23 protein-coding genes are annotated in these 19,676 nt (G+C 50.9%); 7 read left to right on the forward strand and 16 right to left on the reverse strand.

Features of this window, described 5'->3' with window-relative positions; translation table 11 throughout:
• Positions 1-27: 27 nt before the first annotated feature.
• The 5 genes from yycI to BN7444_RS02895 are packed head-to-tail and all read right to left on the reverse strand — an operon-like array spanning position 28 to position 4,985.
• Positions 28-867 carry a two-component system regulatory protein YycI gene (yycI, locus tag BN7444_RS02875; protein WP_068455491.1) on the reverse strand — a complete coding sequence of 280 codons (840 nt, stop codon included), beginning with the start codon at positions 865-867 and terminating at the stop codon, positions 28-30.
• Positions 864-2,201, reverse strand: coding sequence for a hypothetical protein (locus BN7444_RS02880; protein WP_068455494.1), 1,338 nt, complete (start codon positions 2,199-2,201; stop codon positions 864-866). Before BN7444_RS02880 ends, yycI begins: the two co-directional genes overlap by 4 nt.
• Entirely contained in the window at positions 2,198-4,003 is a 1,806-nt protein-coding gene (locus BN7444_RS02885) for an ATP-binding protein (protein ID WP_068455497.1), read from the reverse strand. Before BN7444_RS02885 ends, BN7444_RS02880 begins: the two co-directional genes overlap by 4 nt.
• Positions 3,993-4,676, reverse strand: coding sequence for a response regulator (locus tag BN7444_RS02890; RefSeq protein WP_068455500.1), 684 nt, complete (start codon positions 4,674-4,676; stop codon positions 3,993-3,995). The genes BN7444_RS02885 and BN7444_RS02890 overlap by 11 nt, the downstream gene beginning before the upstream one ends.
• A gap of 60 nt (positions 4,677-4,736) precedes the next feature.
• Complete coding sequence (locus BN7444_RS02895; protein ID WP_068455503.1) at positions 4,737-4,985, reverse strand: chorismate mutase; 249 nt, start codon at positions 4,983-4,985, stop codon at positions 4,737-4,739.
• An 18-nt stretch (positions 4,986-5,003) separates the two neighbouring features.
• Between BN7444_RS02895 and BN7444_RS02900 the strand changes: the two genes are divergently transcribed.
• The 3 genes from BN7444_RS02900 (at position 5,004) to yedF (ending at position 7,624) form a co-directional block, all read left to right on the forward strand.
• A complete protein-coding gene (locus BN7444_RS02900; RefSeq protein WP_068455506.1) occupies positions 5,004-5,867 on the forward strand; it encodes an ATP-grasp domain-containing protein in 864 nt (287 codons plus the stop codon).
• Between the two features lie 156 nt (positions 5,868-6,023).
• Positions 6,024-7,031: a selenide, water dikinase SelD gene (selD, locus tag BN7444_RS02905; RefSeq protein WP_068455509.1), complete on the forward strand. Its 1,008-nt coding sequence runs from the start codon at positions 6,024-6,026 to the stop codon at positions 7,029-7,031.
• 5 nt (positions 7,032-7,036) lie between these two features.
• Positions 7,037-7,624 (forward strand): sulfurtransferase-like selenium metabolism protein YedF, encoded by a 588-nt coding sequence (gene yedF / locus BN7444_RS02910; RefSeq protein WP_068455511.1) that lies wholly within the window; start codon positions 7,037-7,039, stop codon positions 7,622-7,624.
• A 59-nt stretch (positions 7,625-7,683) separates the two neighbouring features.
• Here the strand turns inward: yedF and BN7444_RS02915 are convergent, their stop codons facing one another.
• Positions 7,684-8,184, reverse strand: a complete 501-nt coding sequence (locus BN7444_RS02915; RefSeq protein ID WP_068455514.1) for an ECF transporter S component — start codon at positions 8,182-8,184, stop codon at positions 7,684-7,686.
• Positions 8,185-8,338: 154 nt separating this feature from the next.
• On the opposite strand from BN7444_RS02915, the gene BN7444_RS02920 reads away from it, so the two are divergent.
• Complete coding sequence (locus BN7444_RS02920; protein WP_068455518.1) at positions 8,339-8,785, forward strand: C-GCAxxG-C-C family (seleno)protein; 447 nt, start codon at positions 8,339-8,341, stop codon at positions 8,783-8,785.
• A gap of 75 nt (positions 8,786-8,860) precedes the next feature.
• Here the strand turns inward: BN7444_RS02920 and BN7444_RS02925 are convergent, their stop codons facing one another.
• Together BN7444_RS02925 and BN7444_RS02930 are read right to left on the reverse strand one after the other, a co-directional pair.
• Complete coding sequence (locus BN7444_RS02925) at positions 8,861-9,334, reverse strand: peptidoglycan recognition protein family protein (RefSeq protein WP_068455521.1); 474 nt, start codon at positions 9,332-9,334, stop codon at positions 8,861-8,863.
• A complete protein-coding gene (locus BN7444_RS02930; protein WP_068455525.1) occupies positions 9,303-9,860 on the reverse strand; it encodes an RNA polymerase sigma factor in 558 nt (185 codons plus the stop codon). The genes BN7444_RS02925 and BN7444_RS02930 overlap by 32 nt, the downstream gene beginning before the upstream one ends.
• Before the next feature lie 228 nt (positions 9,861-10,088).
• Here BN7444_RS02930 and BN7444_RS02935 point away from each other — a divergent pair, with 228 nt between their 5' ends.
• Together BN7444_RS02935 and BN7444_RS09335 are read left to right on the forward strand one after the other, a co-directional pair.
• Positions 10,089-11,636, forward strand: coding sequence for an AlbA family DNA-binding domain-containing protein (locus tag BN7444_RS02935; RefSeq protein ID WP_068455528.1), 1,548 nt, complete (start codon positions 10,089-10,091; stop codon positions 11,634-11,636).
• A gap of 361 nt (positions 11,637-11,997) precedes the next feature.
• Positions 11,998-12,174 carry a hypothetical protein gene (locus BN7444_RS09335; RefSeq protein ID WP_167627196.1) on the forward strand — a complete coding sequence of 59 codons (177 nt, stop codon included), beginning with the start codon at positions 11,998-12,000 and terminating at the stop codon, positions 12,172-12,174.
• A gap of 369 nt (positions 12,175-12,543) precedes the next feature.
• On the opposite strand, the gene BN7444_RS09080 is transcribed toward BN7444_RS09335, so the two are convergent.
• Genes BN7444_RS09080 through BN7444_RS02945 form a run of 3 tightly spaced genes read right to left on the reverse strand, consistent with a single transcriptional unit; the run spans position 12,544 to position 13,142 of the window.
• The gene (locus tag BN7444_RS09080) at positions 12,544-12,696 is read right to left on the reverse strand and encodes a YvrJ family protein (RefSeq protein WP_245654184.1); all 153 of its coding nucleotides are present in this window, start codon (positions 12,694-12,696) and stop codon (positions 12,544-12,546) included.
• A gap of 9 nt (positions 12,697-12,705) precedes the next feature.
• Complete coding sequence (locus BN7444_RS02940; protein ID WP_068455531.1) at positions 12,706-12,924, reverse strand: DUF2922 domain-containing protein; 219 nt, start codon at positions 12,922-12,924, stop codon at positions 12,706-12,708.
• Between the two features lie 11 nt (positions 12,925-12,935).
• Positions 12,936-13,142: a DUF1659 domain-containing protein gene (locus tag BN7444_RS02945; protein ID WP_068455533.1), complete on the reverse strand. Its 207-nt coding sequence runs from the start codon at positions 13,140-13,142 to the stop codon at positions 12,936-12,938.
• 158 nt (positions 13,143-13,300) lie between these two features.
• Between BN7444_RS02945 and BN7444_RS09560 the strand changes: the two genes are divergently transcribed.
• Positions 13,301-13,435: a hypothetical protein gene (locus BN7444_RS09560; RefSeq protein WP_281189427.1), complete on the forward strand. Its 135-nt coding sequence runs from the start codon at positions 13,301-13,303 to the stop codon at positions 13,433-13,435.
• Positions 13,436-13,439: 4 nt separating this feature from the next.
• On the opposite strand, the gene BN7444_RS02950 is transcribed toward BN7444_RS09560, so the two are convergent.
• The 5 genes from BN7444_RS02950 to BN7444_RS02970 form a co-directional block, all read right to left on the reverse strand.
• The gene (locus BN7444_RS02950; RefSeq protein ID WP_068455536.1) at positions 13,440-13,637 is read right to left on the reverse strand and encodes a hypothetical protein; all 198 of its coding nucleotides are present in this window, start codon (positions 13,635-13,637) and stop codon (positions 13,440-13,442) included.
• A gap of 420 nt (positions 13,638-14,057) precedes the next feature.
• On the reverse strand, positions 14,058-16,379 hold the full coding sequence (locus BN7444_RS02955; protein WP_068455539.1) for an S-layer homology domain-containing protein: 2,322 nt from the start codon (positions 16,377-16,379) through the stop codon (positions 14,058-14,060).
• Between the two features lie 217 nt (positions 16,380-16,596).
• On the reverse strand, positions 16,597-17,088 hold the full coding sequence (locus BN7444_RS02960; RefSeq protein WP_068455542.1) for a shikimate kinase: 492 nt from the start codon (positions 17,086-17,088) through the stop codon (positions 16,597-16,599).
• Entirely contained in the window at positions 17,085-18,098 is a 1,014-nt protein-coding gene (locus BN7444_RS02965; RefSeq protein WP_068455545.1) for a chorismate synthase, read from the reverse strand. The genes BN7444_RS02960 and BN7444_RS02965 overlap by 4 nt, the downstream gene beginning before the upstream one ends.
• Positions 18,099-18,109: 11 nt before the next feature.
• On the reverse strand, positions 18,110-19,306 hold the full coding sequence (locus tag BN7444_RS02970; RefSeq protein WP_135122014.1) for a 3-phosphoshikimate 1-carboxyvinyltransferase: 1,197 nt from the start codon (positions 19,304-19,306) through the stop codon (positions 18,110-18,112).
• Positions 19,307-19,676: the final 370 nt, after the last annotated feature.

Here is a 19,676-nt window from a genome sequence, read left to right on the forward strand (position 1 = left end):
GGCAGAAAATACCTTCGGGTGATTTTTTTAATGGAGGAGAACCAGCTCTTCCCCGCCGTCCAATTCCATGCGCCATGCCACGGTGGCATAGCCCCGGGTGCCGTGGGTGAGGTTTTCCACGGCGCCTTGCTCTTTGGGATTGAAGTAGTAACAGGGGTCGATTTTTTTTATGGTTCTGCCCTTTAGGCTTTTGTGGGACAGAAGCCGTAGGAGGGATTGGGTGGCCATAGGAAGCGCCTCACGCTCCCGGGTTTCTTCCAAGACGTCGATCCACATGCGGTCCATGTAAACGACTTTGTCGCCGACCATTTTCACTTCCGTGTAGGCCGACTCCACGTAGTTTTTCTTGTAGGTCTTCGTAAAGATCAGTCGGCGCCGATTGCCCGCGGTCTCGCTGTAGTAGAGGTGCATGTCGTCGGTGGCGAAGCCTCGCTCCTTTAAAAAGGCCAGGGCCGACTTCTCCGCCTCGTCTTTTTCCAAAAAGGCGTTGGAGGTGCCGTCGGCTTCGTAAATAAAGCGGCGATTGTCCAGCACTTTTAATTTGGCCCGCGGCGTGGTGATGATGATTTCGTCGTCGCCTCGGTCGTCCGGTTTGCCTTTGCCGTGAAAGAAGCGCTCGTTTAATTCTTCCGGCGTCTGTGTTTCAAAGGCCACGTCCAGCACAGGCAGGGTGTCCCCGTCTTCGGGGATCTCGGCTTCCACCTTGATCCCGGCATCGGCCAACATCTCCTTGGTCTCCCGGTGAAAGGCCGGGGCGTTTTCCAACGGCTCCACCCGCCTGCGGTCCATGTAGAGGATGCCGGCGAGAAAGGCGTCGGTGATTAAAAGGGCGACGATAAGAACGGTCTTTGCTTTTTCCCAATTCACGATGGATCACCGCCTATCAACTGCCCGGTGAGGGCGTCGAAAAAGTAGAGCTCGTCGCCGTAGAGGACGTAGTAGCCCGGCAAAAGGGCCGCCGTCTCTTCCCCCGCCCGGTCCAGGTAGCAGAGGCTTACGCGGCGTAGGGGCTTTAGCAATTGGTCGTAGCCCTCGGTCTTGGCGCCGAATATTTCCGGATGCATGGCCACCACGTCGGCAAAGGCCATGCCTTCCACCTTGTCGTTTTCGCCTCGGTCCTCCGCCTTGTTTCTGTAGAGATAGGTCATGCGCTTCACCTGATTGTTAAAGAGCTCCACCACGATGTAGTCGCCCTTTTCCTCCCGCATAGGCAAAACGGGCAACCCCTTTTCCGAATGGTTCATGACCACGCGATAGCCGCGAACGCCGCCCGATGTGACGGATTCCAGCTTTTCCAGATACATGTCGTCGATATTGCCGGTGTTTTTCGCCACGAATTCAAAGGCCCGCTCCACGGCACCGGCCGGGTCCATGACTTCCTTCCCCACCTCGGTCTGGTCTTTGTAATCCAACATGCCGTTTTTGTAGAGGCGCACCGTGCGCTGGCCGTTGACGTAAAGGGTGGAGTCCTCTTCGTCGATTTCGTGCATATCGTCGATGCTCGCCTTCAAGAGGCGGCGCAGGAGGTCGTTTTTATAGGCGCTTTCCATATGGGCCAGGTCATTTTTGTAGATGACGTCCCCTTCGAAGACGGGCTTTTCGTCGGAAAGATACAGCGCCCGCTGAATGCCGTAGCGCTCCCATAGGGAGCTGTAGGATGGATTGTCTTCCTTTTCCAGGGAGCGAATGTATTTCGTAATGTCCGACAGGTTCACGGCGAAGTCGGGCTTCATGACGCCCTCTTCCGTCTCGAAGATGATCCCTTCCGATTCGGAAAAGTAAATGGCCAAAATGTCCCCGGGGAGGGAATCCAAGTGGTAGACATTTTTAAAGAGATCGGAATAGGTGCCCTTCGCCACTTCAAAGACCACGGAGGGCGTGTCGTGGCATTTTAAATAGTCCTTGTAGGCCATTTTTTCCCACTGAAAATCGTCTTTGCCAACGAAGGTCTGCTTCAGGACATTGCGATAAAAGGGCCACAGGTTTTTCAGCTGCACCGTCTTCGTGTGCACGCCGCCGCCGAAATTCACCACCATGGCCGCGGGCATCATGCGCCCCGCCACGGCGTCGGTAAGCTTCGGATCCGTGACGGGAATCAATTTATTACCCGTGGGCGGCGGCGCCAGCCAGATCTGTTGGGCGAGGCCCAGGGTGAGGAAGAGGAGCACGGCGATGGCGATGGATTTTATACGCGCTTTCATGCTTCCTCCTGATCCATGGGAAAACTCAAGAGCACTTCGGTGCCCACATTGAGCTCGCTCTTAATGCGGATCCTGCCGCCCATGTTTTCCATAATATCCTTGGCGATGGAAAGGCCCAGGCCGCTGCCGCCCATGGCGCGGCTACGCCCCTTTTCCACGCGGTAAAAGCGTTCGAAGATCCGGTCCAAATCCCGGCGGGAAATGCCGATGCCGTTGTCCTTGATCTGAATGTGCACCCGGGAGCCGAAATTCCTTCCGATGATTTCGATTTTTCCCGCGTAGGTGGTGTACTTAAAGGCATTGGTCAAAATATTGGTAATGACCTGGTACGCCCCGTGCTTGTCCGCCAAAAAGGGACGTATGTCCACGGGAATGTCCAGATACACCTTGTGGTGCCGCTCCTTGATCATGGGCTGCAAGGATTCCAAAATCGCCGTCACCACTTCGTAAGCGTCCATGGACACGGGCTCCCAATTGGTCCTTTTCGCATCCATATTAGACAGCTGCAAGAGGTCGGTGACCAAGTGGGTCATGCGGTCGCTCTCCCGGTCGATAATGCTCAAAAAGCGCAGCTGAGCCTCCCGATTTAAGGACGCCTTCATCAAAGTCTCCGTATAGGATTTAATGGTGGTAATGGGGGTCTTGAGCTCGTGGCCCACATTGGCGACGAAATCTTTTCTCAGCACGTCCAAATTGTGCTCTTCCGTAATATCCTGGAGCACGGCGATAATCCCCTGGGGCCGATTGCTCTCGCCCTTGTAGGGGGCGTAGCGAATATTGTAGTATTTGTTTTTGATTTCCACCTGACTGAGCCCGGTCAATGAGCCCACCTCAAAGTAATTGAGCTTGGCAATGTTCAGCCGCTTCACGTCGAAGGAGCCGCCCACGGCATCGTCGGCCAGATCCAAAATCTCCCGGGCCACGGGATTCACGTGGATCAGCTTGCCCATGGAGTCCACGGCGATAATCCCCTCGGACATGTAGTGGAACATGGTGTCCAGCTTAGACCGCTCGGAGTCCATGCGGGAGATGGTCTCTTCCAATTCGTCGGTGAGGTAATTAAACATGCTCCCCAGCCGGCCGATTTCGTCGTTGCTCTTGACCTCTACCTTTTGATTGAAATTGCCCTCGGCCATTTCCCGCGCCTGCCGGGTCACGTCCCGAATGGGCAGGGTAATGGAGCGGGCCAAAACATAGGCGAGCAGGGTGGTAATGCCCATGGCCACCACCATGGCGTAGGTCATAATGACCCGGGCGTCGCCTACCACGCCGTAAAGGCTGCTTAGATCGGCGACCATGTAAAATAAGCCCATGACGTTGCCGTCTTTTGCAAAGACGGGCATGGTGTAATGGGCGTAGCGTACTTTTGTCTTGGCATCTTCACGAATGATGGAGGAGCCTTCGCCGCGAAAGCCGTCCAAGATCAGCTTCGGCGAAAGCTCCGATTCCCCCAGGGCGTTTTGTCCCACCGCCAGCTCCCCGGAATTGTTGGTGGTGGCGATGACCTTCGGCACCTCCCCGGGGCCGATGACGTAAATGGCCTCGTCGCTTCCGATGCGCCAGGCATTCAAGGTGTTTTGAATGCGGCCGTGGACTTCGTCCCAAGGCGTCTCCGTTAAATAAGGCGATGAATTGGCGATGGAGCTTAGTGTCTGCTCCATATCCGTCTGCACCTTCTCCAGCTGGGCATCTTCCAGGCGGTTGACGATAAAAGCCCCGATAATGGCCATGACCACCAAGACGAGAAGGACGTAGATGAAGATAAAACGCCACTTGATGCTGGAATAATACTTATCCTCCAAAGTAATAGCCCACTCCTCGCTTCGTTAAAATATAGCGAAAATCTTCGCCGGCATCTTCGATCTTTTCTCTCAAACGGCGCACCGTCACGTCCACGGTGCGAATGTCGCCGTAGTATTCGTAGCCCCAGACCTCTTCCAAGAGAGTCTCCCGGCTGAACACCGTGCCCGGCGACTGAGCTAAGTACTTCAACAGCTCAAACTCCCGCAGCGTCAGATCCACCACCTTGCCCCGCTTGGTCACTTCGTACTTCACGGGATCGATGTTCAGATCCGCTTCCTCGATGACCTCGTCGGGGAGATAGCCTTCGTTTTCGAAATCCTGGCGGCGGAAGTTCGCCTTCACACGGGCGATCAATTCCCCCATGCTGAAAGGCTTCACCACGTAATCGTCGGCGCCCAGCTCCAAGCCGCGAATGCGATCGCCTTCGGCATCTTTCGCCGTAAGCATAATCACCGGCACCCGGCTCTTCTTGCGAATTTCCCGCAAGGCTTCAAAACCGTCCATGCGCGGCATCATCACATCCAAAAGCACCAGATCCGGCGCCCAGCTGTCGAATGTTTCCAGACACTCCACCCCGTCTTTGGCCGTGGCGGTTTCGTAACCTTCGTTGGATAAATTGTATGCGATAATTTCGGCAATAGCCGCTTCGTCTTCAGTAATTAAAATTTTCATGGGATCGCCTCCTACTTTGATTATATCACAGGTGAAATCGGTTATAATCAAGGGGAAGCCTTAGGCCTGAAGCTTTCGCGAAAGTTCCATGATTCTTTCATAGAGAACACGCACTTCACCGCCGTAAGGCGCCGCCGCCTCTTCCAGCCGCAAAAGGAGTGTCGCCTCCCGCGCGGCATCGTAGACAGGGCGGTTCAATTTCTTTTTCTCCTCGCCGATGGCGCGAGACAGATCGAAGCGGGCCTTTAGAAGGGCCACCAACTGATCGTCCACGACGTCGATTTCTTTTCGCAACAATTCGATAGACATAATACCTCCGGAGGTTCTATGATTCACATTATTTACCACGGTTACTTCTCCTTCGCCATCCACAAGGTGGTGCAGGATTTAATCAATAAAGGCACAGGCGTCCTCGCCAAGCCCCACACGGACTATATTTTGGAGGCGGATGAGGGCACCATCCTCGCCCGGGATTTAAAAAAAGATCCCGCCCCCGACGCCTATTTGTTTTTCGACAAAGACATTCGCCTGGCGCGGGCCCTGGAAAAAAACCGCCCCGTCTTTAATTCGGCGGATGCCATCGCCTTGGCCGACGATAAAATTTCCACCTACACCGCCTTGGCGCCTTCCCTCCCCATGGTGGACACGGTGCCCGCCCCCTTCCACTACCGAAAGGAAGCGTTGAAGGAAGATTTCCTCGCCTATGTAGAAACACGCTTCGGCTATCCCATGGTGATCAAAGCCGCCAAAGGCTCCTTCGGCGAGCAGGTGCATCTGGCGAAAAATCGCAGCGAGGCGCAGGCCATCGCCGAGACCATGGCCGGGGATGATTTTCTCTTTCAGCCCTTTATCGCCGAGTCCGCCGGCGTGGACAAGCGGGTGCTCGTCATCGGCGGTGAAATCGTCGGCGCCATCGAGCGCAGAAACGAGCACGACTTCCGCGCCAATATCGCCGCGGGATCCGTGGCACGGCCCATCGAGCTTAGCGAGGAAGAAAAAGCCATCGCCCTCGCCGCCCACAAAAAGGCGAAACTCGATTTTTCCGGCATCGACCTCATCGAGTCCGAAAAGGGCCCTCTCCTGGTGGAAATCAACTCCAATATGAGCTACCTGGGCTTTCAGGAAGCCACGGGGATCGACGTGTCAGGGAAACTCCTGTCTTACGTCGAGGCGACCGCAAAAATGGCCTGATGCCTTTATGGGATCAGTGTAGCACGTTTATTCCATAGAAACAATTCCGGTCCTATTCAAAAAATCTATAGCCCGCGCGTTTCATGGCGTAATTCTATGGAACCGACGTAATCCCTTGTGCTTTCCTATGTTATAATTCAATTATGGAGGGATACTATGCATCTAGACGTATGTGGAGGTTGCAACGCCAAAATCGGCGCCGGCGACCTGACGAAAATTTTGAAGAAATTACCTATTCACAAGCGAGACGATATTCTCGCGGGCTTTGAGGGCAACGAAGACGGTGCCATTATCCAAGTCTCCGACGACTTGGCCGTGGTCACCTCTGTGGACTTCTTCCCGCCTATGGTGGAAGACGCCTACGCCTTCGGTAGAATCGCCGCAGCCAACGCCCTGAGTGATCTCTACGCCATGGGCGCGGAACCGGTGAGCGCCATGAACATCGTGGCCTTCCCCGAAGAAGAAGACATGGACATTTTAGACGCCATCCTGCAAGGGGGCGCCGAAGTTTGTGAGGAAGCGGGCGCCACATTGACCGGCGGCCACTCCATTCACGACCCGAAGATTAAATACGGCCTCAGCGTCATCGGCAAATTGAAACTCTCAGAAGTGCTGCGCAACAACACCCCTGAAGTCGGCGACGCCCTGTATTTGACCAAACCCCTGGGCGTGTCCCTGTTAATGAGCGGCTACCAAGTAGACGAAGTGTCCGAAGAAGATTACCAACGCGCCGTGGATTCCATGTGCCGCCTCAACAAAGGCGCCTACGAAGTCCTGAGAAAATACGATGTCCACGCCCTCACCGACGTCACGGGCTTCGGCCTCTTGGGCCACCTGTGCGAAATGGCGGAAGGCACAAGCGCCGTCGTCCTGTCCGATCAGTTGAACATACTCCCCGGCGCCAAAGAAGCCGCTGAAGGCTTCCTCTTCACCGCCGGCGGCCAACGCAATCGCAAAGCCTACGGCGACAAAATCGCCTTTGAAATCGACGACTTCGCCTTGGAAGAAGTTCTCTACGACCCCCAAACCTCCGGCGGCCTTTTGATCAGCGTCGCAGCCAAAGACGGAGCAAAGATGGCGGAAGAAATGAAAGCCGCCGGCATCGACGTCGCCTGCATCGGCGAAATGATCGAGCCCGGCGACAAAGCAATTTACGTGAGGTGATAGAAATGAAAATTATCGATGCCATGGGTCTCGCCTGTCCGAGACCGGTTATTTTAACGAAGAAAGCCATTCGCGAAGAAAATCTCGACGAAGTCACCGTCAAGGTGGACAACGAAATCGCCACGGAAAACCTGACGAAAATGGGCAAGCAATTGGGCTTTAGTGCCGAAGTCAAAACCAATTCCAAAACCGATTACGAAGTCTATCTGAAAAAAACCGGCGACGCTCAATGCGAGCTTATGTTTGAAGAAGACAGCAGCGAATACATCGTCGCCATCTCATCCGACCACATGGGCACCGGCGACGAAACCTTCTCCAAAAACCTGCTTGAAGGCTTCATCTACGCCCTCACCGAACAAGACGTGGCGCCGAAATACGTGGTCTTCTACAATATGGGCGTCACCCTACCCAGCATCAACGAAAAAGTCATCGGCGACTTAAAGGCTTTGGAAGAACGGGGCACACAAGTCCTCTCCTGCGGCCTCTGCCTGGGTCAATACGATCTGAAAGAAAAGCTGCAAGTGGGCGAAGTCACCAATATGTATCGCATCTGCGAGCTCATGATCCAATACAAAGTCGTCAAACCCTGCTAAAGAATCGCAAGAAAAAACATCCTCTGCCTCGTGCAAAGGATGTTTTTTAATGCAGAAACTTATGCCAAGCGTTCGTCGCCCATGGCGCGGCGCAGGAGGGGATAGAGAATATCCGCCAAGAGAGCGCCTGCCACCCCTTGAATGATGTTGGGGACGAAACTTGCGATGGCCGTGGGGAAATTATAAAGAATGAGTCCTTCGGCGAGTAAATAGCCTACCGCCATGACCAGGCCCCCTGCCAAACCGCAAAGCACGAAGCTCAAACGGGTCTTTTCGTGGAGATAGCCCGCCACAAAACCTTCCAAGCCCTTCACTACCAAAGTGATGGGGGCGTAATAGCCGTAGCCCGACAGGAGATCCGCCAAGGCCGAGCCGATGCCGCCGACGAGACCGCCGGCCATCTTGCCCATTAAGAGGGCCGATGCGATGACCACCGTGTCCCCCACGTTGAGATAGCCCTTGGTGGCGGGAATGGGAATTTGAATAATCATGGTCGCCACCGTGGTCAGAGCCATAAACATGGCGATCATGGTCAACTTCTTCGTAGAAATATTTTTCATGTCTTCACCTCTTCCCACCATTATAAACCGAAAGTGGAGCCGCTAAAAGATACAGTCTCGGCTTTTCATATGGTACCAGAGGCGAAGCATTTGGAGCAAAGCCCAAAGCGTGATAGAATAAAGAAAAGAAACGACACGCAGAAAGGGGTATCACGTGAAAAAAGATTTTGATATGGAAGAAGCCAGAGCCTATGCCGACGAAGCCTTCCACTCCGGCTACGCCTGCTCCGAGGCCGTCATCGACACCTTCAGAAAGACATTGGAGCTGGACATACCCGACGAAGCCATCGCCATGAGCAGCGGCTTTCCCTGGGGACTGGGAGGCGGCGGATGCATCTGCGGCGCCCTGGCAGGAGCCACCATGTGCCTGGGCTACCTCTACGGCCGCACCGAGCCCGGCGATCCCAAGATCAACCGGTGCTTCGAAATGAGCAAAAAAATGCACGACGCCTTTCGGGACAAAAACGGCGCCACCTGCTGCCGCGCCCTCACCCACGGCTACGACAACGACGATCCCGACAGAAAATGCAAATGCGCCAAAATCGTGGACAACACCATGATCGATCTGCTCACCATGGTGGCGGAAGAAGAGGCGAAATAAATACAGGCATAAAAAAACGAGCTCCGCAAAGCTCGTTTTTTAGTGGAAGGAATCTTGTTGCGGTGGAAGGTACGCTTACAGACTTTCCCAGAAGCCCCACCAGTCGCCCCAATGATTAGCGGCCATGGTGCCGGGGCAAATCTTGCCGGACGCATCGAAGTGACGCACCACGTGATCCTTGGGAATGCGGTAAAAAGCCATAAGCTCCCGCACCAGATCGCGGGCATGAGCGAGAGCCGCCCTGCGGTCCACGCCCCGATTAATGCAAATCTCCACGCCGATGGAGTTGCGGTTCGTAATCCCCCGCTTCCCCCGGCCGTCGCCGCAGTGCCAGGCCGCATAAGCGTCTTCGATAATCTGCACCACACCGTGATCGTCTACAAAGTAATGGGCGCTGGCTCGCCGGTTCCCGCCGCCGAAATAGCGGTAGTGGGCCATGGCGTCGGCACCGGGGGCGGGATTGCCCGTGTCGTGCACCACGATATAGGCGATGCGCGTCCCGTTACGAGACGAAAAATTATAATGAATCAGCTTCTTGTTGATGAGCATAAAACCTCCTTAAACGCTTCATGGCCCGCACCTTCGTATTGGCCACGGTTTGATAAGACAAATTGAGCTTGCCCCCGATTTCAGAGAGCGACAGATCCAGGAAAAAATACATGGCGATCACCGCCCGTTCCCGATCCGGCAGATTATTCACCGCCACGTGAAGCTCGCGGGCACGCTCTCGCGCCACCAGATCCCCCTCCGTGTCCTCCTCCACTGCGAGATAGGCCACGACCTCGTCGGTAAGAGGCACGTCCTTGTGCTTGATCCTACGCTTTAAATCGTCCATTAAAAAATAAGACAGACGCTGGCGATAAAACAAATAAAAAGGCACGCCCCGCTCCTCGTCGAATTCGTCGAGCGCTTCGAGCAAAATGACATTGGCTTCACCCGATAAATTATCCGGATCCGCCACATAAGGTTGGATCCGGCGGATCGTCGCCCGGGTGAGCGGCGACAGATCCACCAGCAGCTGCGCCAAAGCTTCGGGATCCCGAGATTTGGCAGCACGTATCAGTTGACCTTCCATAAAGACTAAAGACTCCTTTCACATAAATTTCGAACAAATGTTTTTTATCTGTGAGGATATTTTACCACTTATAGAACATACGTTCAATCCGTCTGCACTTCCAAACCTTTTAGTATCAATCCTTTGTAAAATAGAACATTTTTAATTCGGTACCCTTCAAAGTAAATCATCTGAGAAAAAACTAATAATGGTATAATAGGATAAAATAATCAGGAATAGGGAGGCATTATGCAGCTTTTAGATATAAAGAGAATGGCACATAACATTCTGGACAACCAAAGCATAGAAAGCAGTTTTATCGAATATAAAAAGTCTATAAATTTCAAAGATAAAATTCTAAAAACAGCTTGTGCCTTCGCTAATAACTATATGAACGACGAGATCGGCTTATTATTTATTGGGATTGAAGAAGTTGATGATAAAGAAACGGGAGAAAAAGCGATTCCAAAAAGACCCATTAAAGGCATAAAAGAAGCAAAATTGGAAACAACTGAAAATGAGTTAAAATCACTTCTTTCCAATATCCACCCCAAAATAAACTATCACATTATTACTGATAAAATTGATGAAGAATACTATCTCGTCGTTGCGGTAGAAAACAACAGTAACGGCCCCTTTCAAACAAGTGACAAAGCGGAAAAGAATAAAAATATCAAACTAAAAGCAGGCAGATATATTAGAGTCGGCAGAGATTCTAAGCTTCCAAACCCAATCGAAGAATTTGAGCTTTTGAAGAAATTTGCAAATTATTCTTTCTGTTCGAATCTCAATGATACGGCGACGATAGATGATCTAAGTTACGAATACATGAAAGAATATTTGCTTCAAACTAGTGCGAAAAAAGATATTAGAGAAATGTCCAAGCTTGATATAGCAAAAAGTATGGGACTTGTCAGCGAAAGTGAATATGGCGGTTATAGAGCTAAAAACTTCGCTGTCCTGATGTTTGCAGAAACTCCGAATAAATTTATTCCAAACGCTCATGTAGAAATCATAAGAGAAATAGACGGAACAGATAAAATGGAATCTAAAAAATTTGATGGTCCTGTTTGGATTCAGGCAAAGCAAGTAAGCAAATATTTTGAAGATAATATCATGGCCGCCTATACAATAAGAGAGCCCGATAAAATCGAGCATAAGATTATTTATAACTATCCACTGACAGCCTTTGAGGAACTAGCGACTAATGCCATTCTGCATAAAGAGTATGACACGCCTGAATATGTGGGAATCTATATTTATAGGGACAGGATCTCTTTTGTAAATCATAATAAACCACTTCCTCCCGTAACAATCGAATCTCTTAACCGAGAAAGGAGTTTTGATAGAAGACAATACCTAAATAAAGAGCTTAAAGAAATGTTCTTTTCACTCAATTTGATAGAATCTTACGGTTCAGGCATAAGGCGCGCAAAAGATGCACTTTCTGAAAACAGATCGCCGGAGCTTAAATTCTATCCTGAAAATGACGTAGATAACTATACCAACGCAGTTATAGAGATAAATGCAGAATTTTTAAATCGGTTTAATAATAGTACTAGCAAAGAAACTAGTAAAGAAACTAGCAAAGAAACTGGTAAAGAAACTATGAGCATCCAAGACCAAATCCTGCTTCTTATGCAAAATAATCCAAAAATTACCGCCAAAAAGATAGCAAGTGAGATTAATGAGATATCTGTAAGTGGCGTGCGCTACCATATAAGCAAACTTAAAGAGAATGGTGTTATTACTAGAGTAGGTTCTACTAAATCGGGAAAATGGATTGTGCTGAAATAGTTCAACCCACTCCATTAAGCGGTGATTAGAGTAAAATCTAATCACCACCCCGCAAACACACATGGTTTGCGTTTCTCCTATTCAACCTATGACGACCCAACTCACCGACTGCTGTGAGCAACACATCCCAATTCAATGAATTAGTTCTTTATTGGTGTTGGAAGGGAGAATTGACTATCTCCACAATTAACACTACAATGAATTTGCGAATTGAAAACGAAAGTTTTGCGGGTGATGCATTTATGCGTCACCCGATTTTTTTATTCTTTCGAAGTTTAATCGTGATCATCCTTTTTTCTTACGCCCTCGGTTCTTGACTTTCCATGGCGGACGTTTTACACTTCTAAAAAAGGAGGTTGCTATGGCTGACTACACTGATTTTAATCTGCGACCGGGTGTCGACGGCGATGTGAACCGTCACGAGCCCAATGATGTGACGCGTCGTGCAATGCTAGAAGCCGACGAAATGATCGACGACCCCCGCACCATCTACTATACCCACGTGGAAGAAGCTCTGTCGGAACTGAACAAAGAGTAAACCATTTTTGATACTTACCATTTTCTCCACCCGATACGCAGCTCCCACTAGGCGACACAGCCCAACTAGTTAGAAAATGCCGCAGGCATTTTCTATCTTCTTAAACGTGGCCAAAAAAGGGGAAGGGGTCCCGGGGAAGGGGAAAATTGCGGCCTTCCGCTCTGAGCTCTTTTCCCCTTCCCCGGGTCTCAAAACCATGAAAGAATGAATACTTAAAAGAGAAAAGTATCTTGATTACATTACCTCTCCTCCGCAATTTGAAAAGAAGAGCATATCTTGAGTGAGAGCAAAAAGAAAAAAGAGAACAAAAATTTCATATTTACAAAACAGCGTTTTTTGCAACGAAAAAGGGACCAAAGGGTCCCTTTTTCATTGCATTTTGCTTTCAATGGTGTGTCCCAATTCGGCAATGGTTTCCGCCAACTTGTCGAGCTTTTCTTCCATGCGGATGATGAAGTAGCTGGCGACGACGATGGGGAAGCCGGTGTTGGCGATGAGGGACAGGATTTCGTCCAAGTTCATGGCGATACCTTATTCACTGAAAAGCTGAGTGGAAGAGACGGTAACCAGATCGGCTTTTTTTGCTGCCACGAATTTGCCTTTGGCGCGAAAGACACCGGCGTCGACGACGGTTTGGGCGGCGGCTTTTACCGCCCCGCCTTCCAGATCCTTCTTCGCGTCATTGACGCGGACGAGGCCGGTCTTACCGGACTCGTCTTGGAAGGTGACGGATACATAGGTTCTTTCCATAATTTACCTCCTTATTTTAAGCGTTGAACGGTGCTGACTTCGGCGTAGATCATTTTGTTTGCACAGAGACCGGCGAGGGCGTTGGCAGCCGACTTTAAGTTTTCGTCGGTGGCTTCGGGAATCAAACCGGAATAGGTTTGGCTCTTGGTCAACATCTTGCCGTGGCCGTCGGTACCTCCGTTATAGACGATGCGCAGGGATTTCTTTAATTCGTCCATGAGATCACCTCCTTCACTTATTAGATAGAATTTGAGGAGAAATTTTACCTATGGTTTTCGAAAATTTTCGAAAAACTTTTTCGGGCCCTTTCCGCCGAGGCGGCGGAGAAGTTTTCCCCCTCACTTGGTAGATAGAATTTGGGGCGGGATTTATACCTATGGATTTGAAAAAAGACGAAAAAAGTTTTAAACCCGGGATTTTAGGAACAGGTCAAAGCCGCAGGGAGGCTTTCCCTGCGGCTTGTGGATCTTCACCGATTGATTATTTCATTCATTGTTCACTTCTCTTTTAATTGGTTATCGATCGATGCTTTTCTTATGATTAATCCGTTGTCTTAACTTCTTTATAAGGACATCGATGATTCGATCGATGGCGAATGACACCACCTTGCGCCACGCCATGCTCAATGATTGGACTGTAAGCCATTCTCTTTGACATTTGATAAGGTAGCATAGGACGATGGCGACTATGACGAATCCGATGACTTTATTCATCTTTACACCTTTAATAGGACTAAGCCTCCTTTCTTAGGTGAAGATCCCATACTCTCCCGGGGGACGCCCTTTTGCGTTGGGCATCTTCCTTTGGAGATTAAAAAGGAAAGGACCTTTAACATTAGGCCATTTGCCTTTACCTCTATAAACGGTTTAAAGGAAGAATTTACGCGGGATTTCGTGATTTTTTTCGGTTCACGGCCAAAGATTTCGCCTTCAACGTCTACTACCTATGTGTCAGAAAGTTTTTCTGAAGGGCTTTCCCCACACAGGCTTTTGTATGTAGACATAAAAAAAGAGCCCCCTCGGGGCTCTTTGGTGTTTATGGTCTATGGTATTGTTATGATGATGTGGCCTATGGAGTCAATTTGGGCACAAAAAAACCCGCGTGTTTCCACGCGAGTTTTTTAGTTAGCTAGATTACACACGAGGAGCAAGTTTGCTCAAGTCGTTTGTATCGATTCCGTTAGGAATATCATTAGCTTCTCCGTTTACATTGAGTTTATTGAATTCATCAATGCGACGGTTAATTTCGTTTGCTAATTCTCTGTTCTTTTCAAGAAGACTAGCATCTAATTTGATGAAAGCATCACGGGCAGAAATAAGAGCTGCACGCGTTTTCTTTGCATCTTTCATGTCGAGGGTGTTGTCGCCCAGAATGAACTTATCAAGACCGTCTTTAATCGATTGAACATCTGCACTTACTTGAAGAACTTCAGTGATTTGTCCTTCGATCGTGGTGTTGAGAAGTTTTTCAACTTTAGCTTCAACATAAGCGCCTGCTTCCAAAGTGGACTTACCGTCTTTGGAGAAAGCTTTTTCTTCTAAAGCGGTTAAATAGGTCTTAGCATCTTTGCTACCTTCAGGTAAGATGGTAACTTGAGCCAAGTGACCGTCAACTTTGTTGTAGCTTACGAGCTTGCCTTTTACAAGACCTGCACGAACGCCTTTTTCCAGGTTACCCTTTAATCCGGTTTCGTTGGGAAGTACGGAAACAACTTGGATGATGTCCTTGTTGTCGGAACGTACTGCGATTTGAACCTTAGCGCCCTTCTTGAATTCTTTACCGAAGAAGTATTTGTAGTCTTTTTCAAGGTCGAATGCTTGTACGTAATTGTCCTTATCTTTCAAGACAACTTTGTTTGCCTTGTTGATGCCCATGTCAGCGGAGGTTTTTTCCGTGTCGATGGAAGCACCGTTCAGAAGAACGTCTACAACTTCGTATACATTGTCTTTCTTAGCATCAATTAACTTCGGTTGAGCTACGTTAAAGTCAAGCTTGTTGTTAGCGATGGGCAATTTAGCAACATCGTACTTGTTCAAGTTGATGGCGGTGTAGCCCCAAACTTGGTCATTTAATGCGCTAACTGCGGTTACTTCGCCGCCTTCATAAGCGGGTTTTTCAACGTAGAGCTTGAAGTCTTTGTTGCTGACAGCCTTGTTAACACGAACGAGAGTGGTGTCTGCAGAAATTTCTGCTTTGTTGAATACAACAATTCTGGCTTCGTTTACGCCGGATACGGTTAATTTTTCGTATGCCAGGTAGACGTTGTAGGTCTTGTTGTCTTTGTCGGCTACTAATTTCTTTGCAGCATCGTAGTCTTTTACTTTCGTGTAGACGCCTGCATCTGCTACGTAGAATTCAGTTTCGGAGTTCACTTCGAATTTCGATACAGCCTTGTTGGCAGCATTTTTAAACGTGTTGATAAACTCAATGTTGTCTTTGTTCAGCGTAACATTGTAAACGGGTTTCGCTTTTTGCCAGTTGCTAGCTAATTGTAAGGACTTGTTGCCCAGTTCGACCCAAGCTCTGTCATGGTTCTTAATACCGTCTACGGGGTTACCCATTTCGATGATGTGGGAAACAACGCCGTCTTTGTTGAAGAGGACGCGTACAACGGAGCCTACATAGTAGTCGCTTGCAGCTACTTTGTTGAAGATCCATTTTTTAGCTTCGCCTTTTTGGTTAACGAAAATGGTGTCTTTGGTTACTTTGAATTCCTTCTTGAATTCGCCTTGGTTCAATACCAGGGTGGTTCCGTCAGAGGATTCGCTGATAACGCCGCGGAATTCGTTAGCCGGTACGGGTTCTAAGTTTTTCAACTTGTAGAATGCGTTAAAGATCATTGCGAAAGCATCGGAACGTACAGCCGGTTTGTTGGCATCAGCAATGCTGAGACCGGAGAAGATGTCCAGTTGAGCTGCTCTTTCCATCCAGCCTTGGGGCCAGCTGTAAGAAGCTGCCTTCGCGGGGGTCAGGTCTTTGTCGATTGCTACGACGAGCATTTTTGCCAATTCAGCGTAGGTAACGTCCTTCGTGGGACGGAAAGTACCGTCTTGATAACCGACGATAATCGGAACACCGTTAGCTGTTTTGGAAGCAGCGGCGGTAATGAAACCGTTCATGATGTTGTCGACTTTAACGTCGGGGAAGGGTGTGTACACGCCTTGTAATTTGGCAGCTAAGTCCTTTTCGCCAATGGCAAAAACGAGCATTTTAGCTACTGCGTCTCTGCGAATGGGGCTCTTCAGGTCCATATTGCCGGTTGCTTTGCCGTCTTTGTCTGCGGTACCGACGACATAACCGTTGTCGATGAGCCATTGAGCTTTTGCTTCGGTAGTAGTAAGTTTCGGAACTTCCTTAACTTCCTTCTTATCCTTAGCTTCAGCCGCAAAGACGTTTCCGAATGTGCCAAGTACCATGACTAGTGCGAGTACAAGGCTAAGAAATTTCTTGTTCATCTTGTCTTTCGACCTCCTTATGAATTTTCAGATTCTCCCAGGCATATTCCTGTGAATCTTACACTATTATACCATCGCATCGAGCAGGGTTCAAGTGGTGCTCCCTTTTTCAATGTGATGTCACGAGGTGAGTATCGACTCTGCCTCTATGATGAGTCCATTATAACCGATTGCCCCGCTTTATTAAATTACAGTTCTATGACAGGCGGGGCAGTTTTCACTTTTTTGTTACGTTTCCTATGCGGATGATTTCTTCGGCGGCGGTTTGTATGCTTTTGTTTTCCACTACGGCGTCGGCTGCGGCGGCGTAGATTTCTTTTCTTTCGTTATAAAGCTTTTTCAGAGTTTCGATGCCGCCTTTGGACAGGGGGCGACCGTCGGTGGCGAGGCTTTCTAAGGGGCGGGTGATCCAGTAGAGGGTGCCGGTGCTTTTGAGGGCTTTGGTGTTTTCCCGGTCCAGAAGGCTGCCGCCGCCGGTGGCGATGACGACGGATGTCTCTTTTGCGGCTTGTGCTACCGCCTGTTTTTCGTAGGCGCGAAAGCCGGCTTCTCCTTCTTTTTCGAAGATTTTGGGGATGTCGCCGTGGGCTTTGACGATTTCGGTGTCGATGTCGATCATTTTTCTGCCGAGTTTTTGTGCCACGGCTTCGGCCACGGAGGTTTTGCCCGCGCCGGGCATGCCGATGATGACGATGTTTTTATCTTTCATTGCTTCTCTCCCGTTTTTTCTCGGAGGGCGATTTCTTTTTGCCTTTCGATCCACAGGTCCAGGATCGTGAGGGCGGCGGCGGATTCCAGGACCACGGGGATGCGGCCCACGATGGCGGTGTCGTGGCGGCCTGCAATTTCAAGGACGGTGTTTTTGCCTTGTCTGTCTACGGTGTGTTGGGGCTTTGATATGGATGGGGTGGGCTTCACGGCGACGGTGATTTCGATGGGCTCCCCCGTGGTGATGCCGCTCAGGATTCCGCCGGCATGGTTGCTCGCCGTTTTTATTTTTCCCTTTTCTTCTATATAAGGGTCGTTATTTTCGGAGCCTTTTAATCGGGCGGCATCTTCTCCCGCGCCGAATGCCACGCTTTTTACGGCGCCGACGGCGTAGAGGGCATGGGCCAGGGCGCTTTGGGCGGAGGCTTCTCGGGGGCCGCCCATGCCTGCGGGGGCGCCTATGATGGTGATGTGCACCATGCCGCCGAGGCTGTCGCCTTCTTTTTTCGCCTGCTCTAATGCTTTTTTTTGCTTCAGCGGATCGGTCTCTCCCCCGATTTCCGCGATCCTCGATGTAATTTTTATGTTTTGTTTTTCCAGGAGGGTGCTCGCCAGGGAGCCGGCGACGACGAGGGGGGCGGTGAGGCGGCCGCTTCTGTATCCGCCGCCGCGGGGATCGTCTGCGCCGAAGCTTTTCACGTGGGCGGTGTAGTCGCCGTGGCCGGGGCGGTAGGGCATGTTTTCGTAGTCTTCGCTTTTGACGTCTTTGTTCGGGATCCAGATGGCGATGGGATCGCCGGTGGTCTTGCCCCTGTAGGTGCCGGAGAGGATGTCCCAGGGGTCGGGCTCTCTGCGCGGGGTGGCGTAGTCGCCTCCCGGTCTCCTGCGGGCGAGGGCGCGCTCGATGGCGGCGGCATCCACGGGGATGTGGGGCGGCATGCCGGTGAGGAGGGCGCCGACGCCTTTGCCGTGGCTTTCGCCGAAGAGGGTGATGGAGATGTTTTTTCCCATGGTGTTCCTTTCTATTGGTCTTCGATGATTTTCAGTGCGGCGAAGCTTTCATAGAAGCCGGGCCAGCTTTTGTCTACGGCTTCGGCTCCCACGACGGTGATGGGGCCTGTGGCGGCGGTGGCGACCAGGGCGGCGGCGAAGGCGATGCGGTGATCGCCGCAGCTGTCGACTGTGCCCGATGTGATTTGCCCCGGGGCGACGGTGAGGCTGTCGTCCGTTGTCTTCGTATTTATACCCAGTTCGCGGAGCATGGCGGATGTGGCGGCGATGCGGTCGCTTTCTTTGGTGCGCAGGCGGCGGATGCCGGTGAAAGTGGCGCCGGTTTTCGTGGCGAGGACGGCGAGGGCCATGAGGAGGTCGGGGGTATGGGTGAGGTCCACGGGCTTGTGGGCTTTTATTTTTTTTATGTGCTCGAGGATTTGCTTGTCGCCCTGGAGGCTGTGGGCCGGCAGGTTGGTAAGGCTTATTTTGCTGCCCATGGCGTTGGCGACGATGGCGTAGGCGGCGTGGCTGTAGTCGCCTTCCACAACCGGGTCGATGTGTGTGATGTCGCCGGGATGGATAGTGTAGATGCCGTTATTTTCTTCGATATTCACTCCCGCCTCTTCCATCATGCGGGCGGTCATGCGGATGTAGGGGGCGGAGGGGGGATTCTTTGCGGCGACGGTGACGGGGCGGCGCTGTGTCAGGCTTGCCAGGAGGGCGCCGGTGACGAATTGGCCGGTGGTTTTTGCCGTGATTTGAGCGTCTGTAAATGTAAGGCGGCCGCTTGTTTCCATGGGCCAGGGGCCTTTGACTTCCACGCCGTGTTCTTTCAGGAAGCGAATGCCTTCGTCCATGGGGCGGGTGCGGAGCTGCTCCCCGGCGGTAAAGATGACGTGATCGGCCAGGGCCGGCGCCAGGATCAGGGCGATGCGCATGGTGGTGGCACTTTCGTCTACGTGGATGCGAACGGGAGCGGGGATCTTTTTCGGAAGGGGGGAGATTTTTATGTGATGTATTTGATTAAATTGTTTAATGCTTATGCTGCCGCCGAGGGATTCGACGAGGTCGATCGTGGCGCGAATGTCGTTTGAGATCGACCATAGGCGCACTTCTCCCCCAAGAGGCGCTAACGCGGAGAGAATTATTTTTCTGTGGGCAATGGATTTGGAGGGCGGGAGGGGTATGCGCCCCTCCCGAGCTCCCGCCAATAGTGTGATGTTCATTATTTTTTCCTTTTTCTTTTTCTTTCTTTCCTTTATGTTCTTGCGGTAAGGGTGCGGAAGAAGGGTTCTTTCCCTTTGTTTTTCTCTTTCTGTCCCTTTATTCACCTTTTCCTCTCCGGGGGAGGGAAATAGGGCGTTGCGATTCGCCCTTATCCCTCCCCCGGACCCCCACCCTTTAACCCTAACGCTCTCTTAATGTGCGAAACCCTAACGGGTTTCGATTCCTGCTGGGCCGCGTCGCGGAAGAGAGATTTTGAGTTCGTTTTTTTAGTGGCGGTCTTGAACCATCTAACCCTTCCCCGGGACCCTCATGACCTATCCCGACGAGCGAAGCGAGTCGCCGGAAGGTCAGATGCAGTCTTACACCGTT

Source organism: Peptoniphilus pacaensis (genome assembly GCF_900088125.1).
In the GTDB taxonomy this organism is placed as follows: domain Bacteria; phylum Bacillota; class Clostridia; order Tissierellales; family Peptoniphilaceae; genus Aedoeadaptatus; species Aedoeadaptatus pacaensis.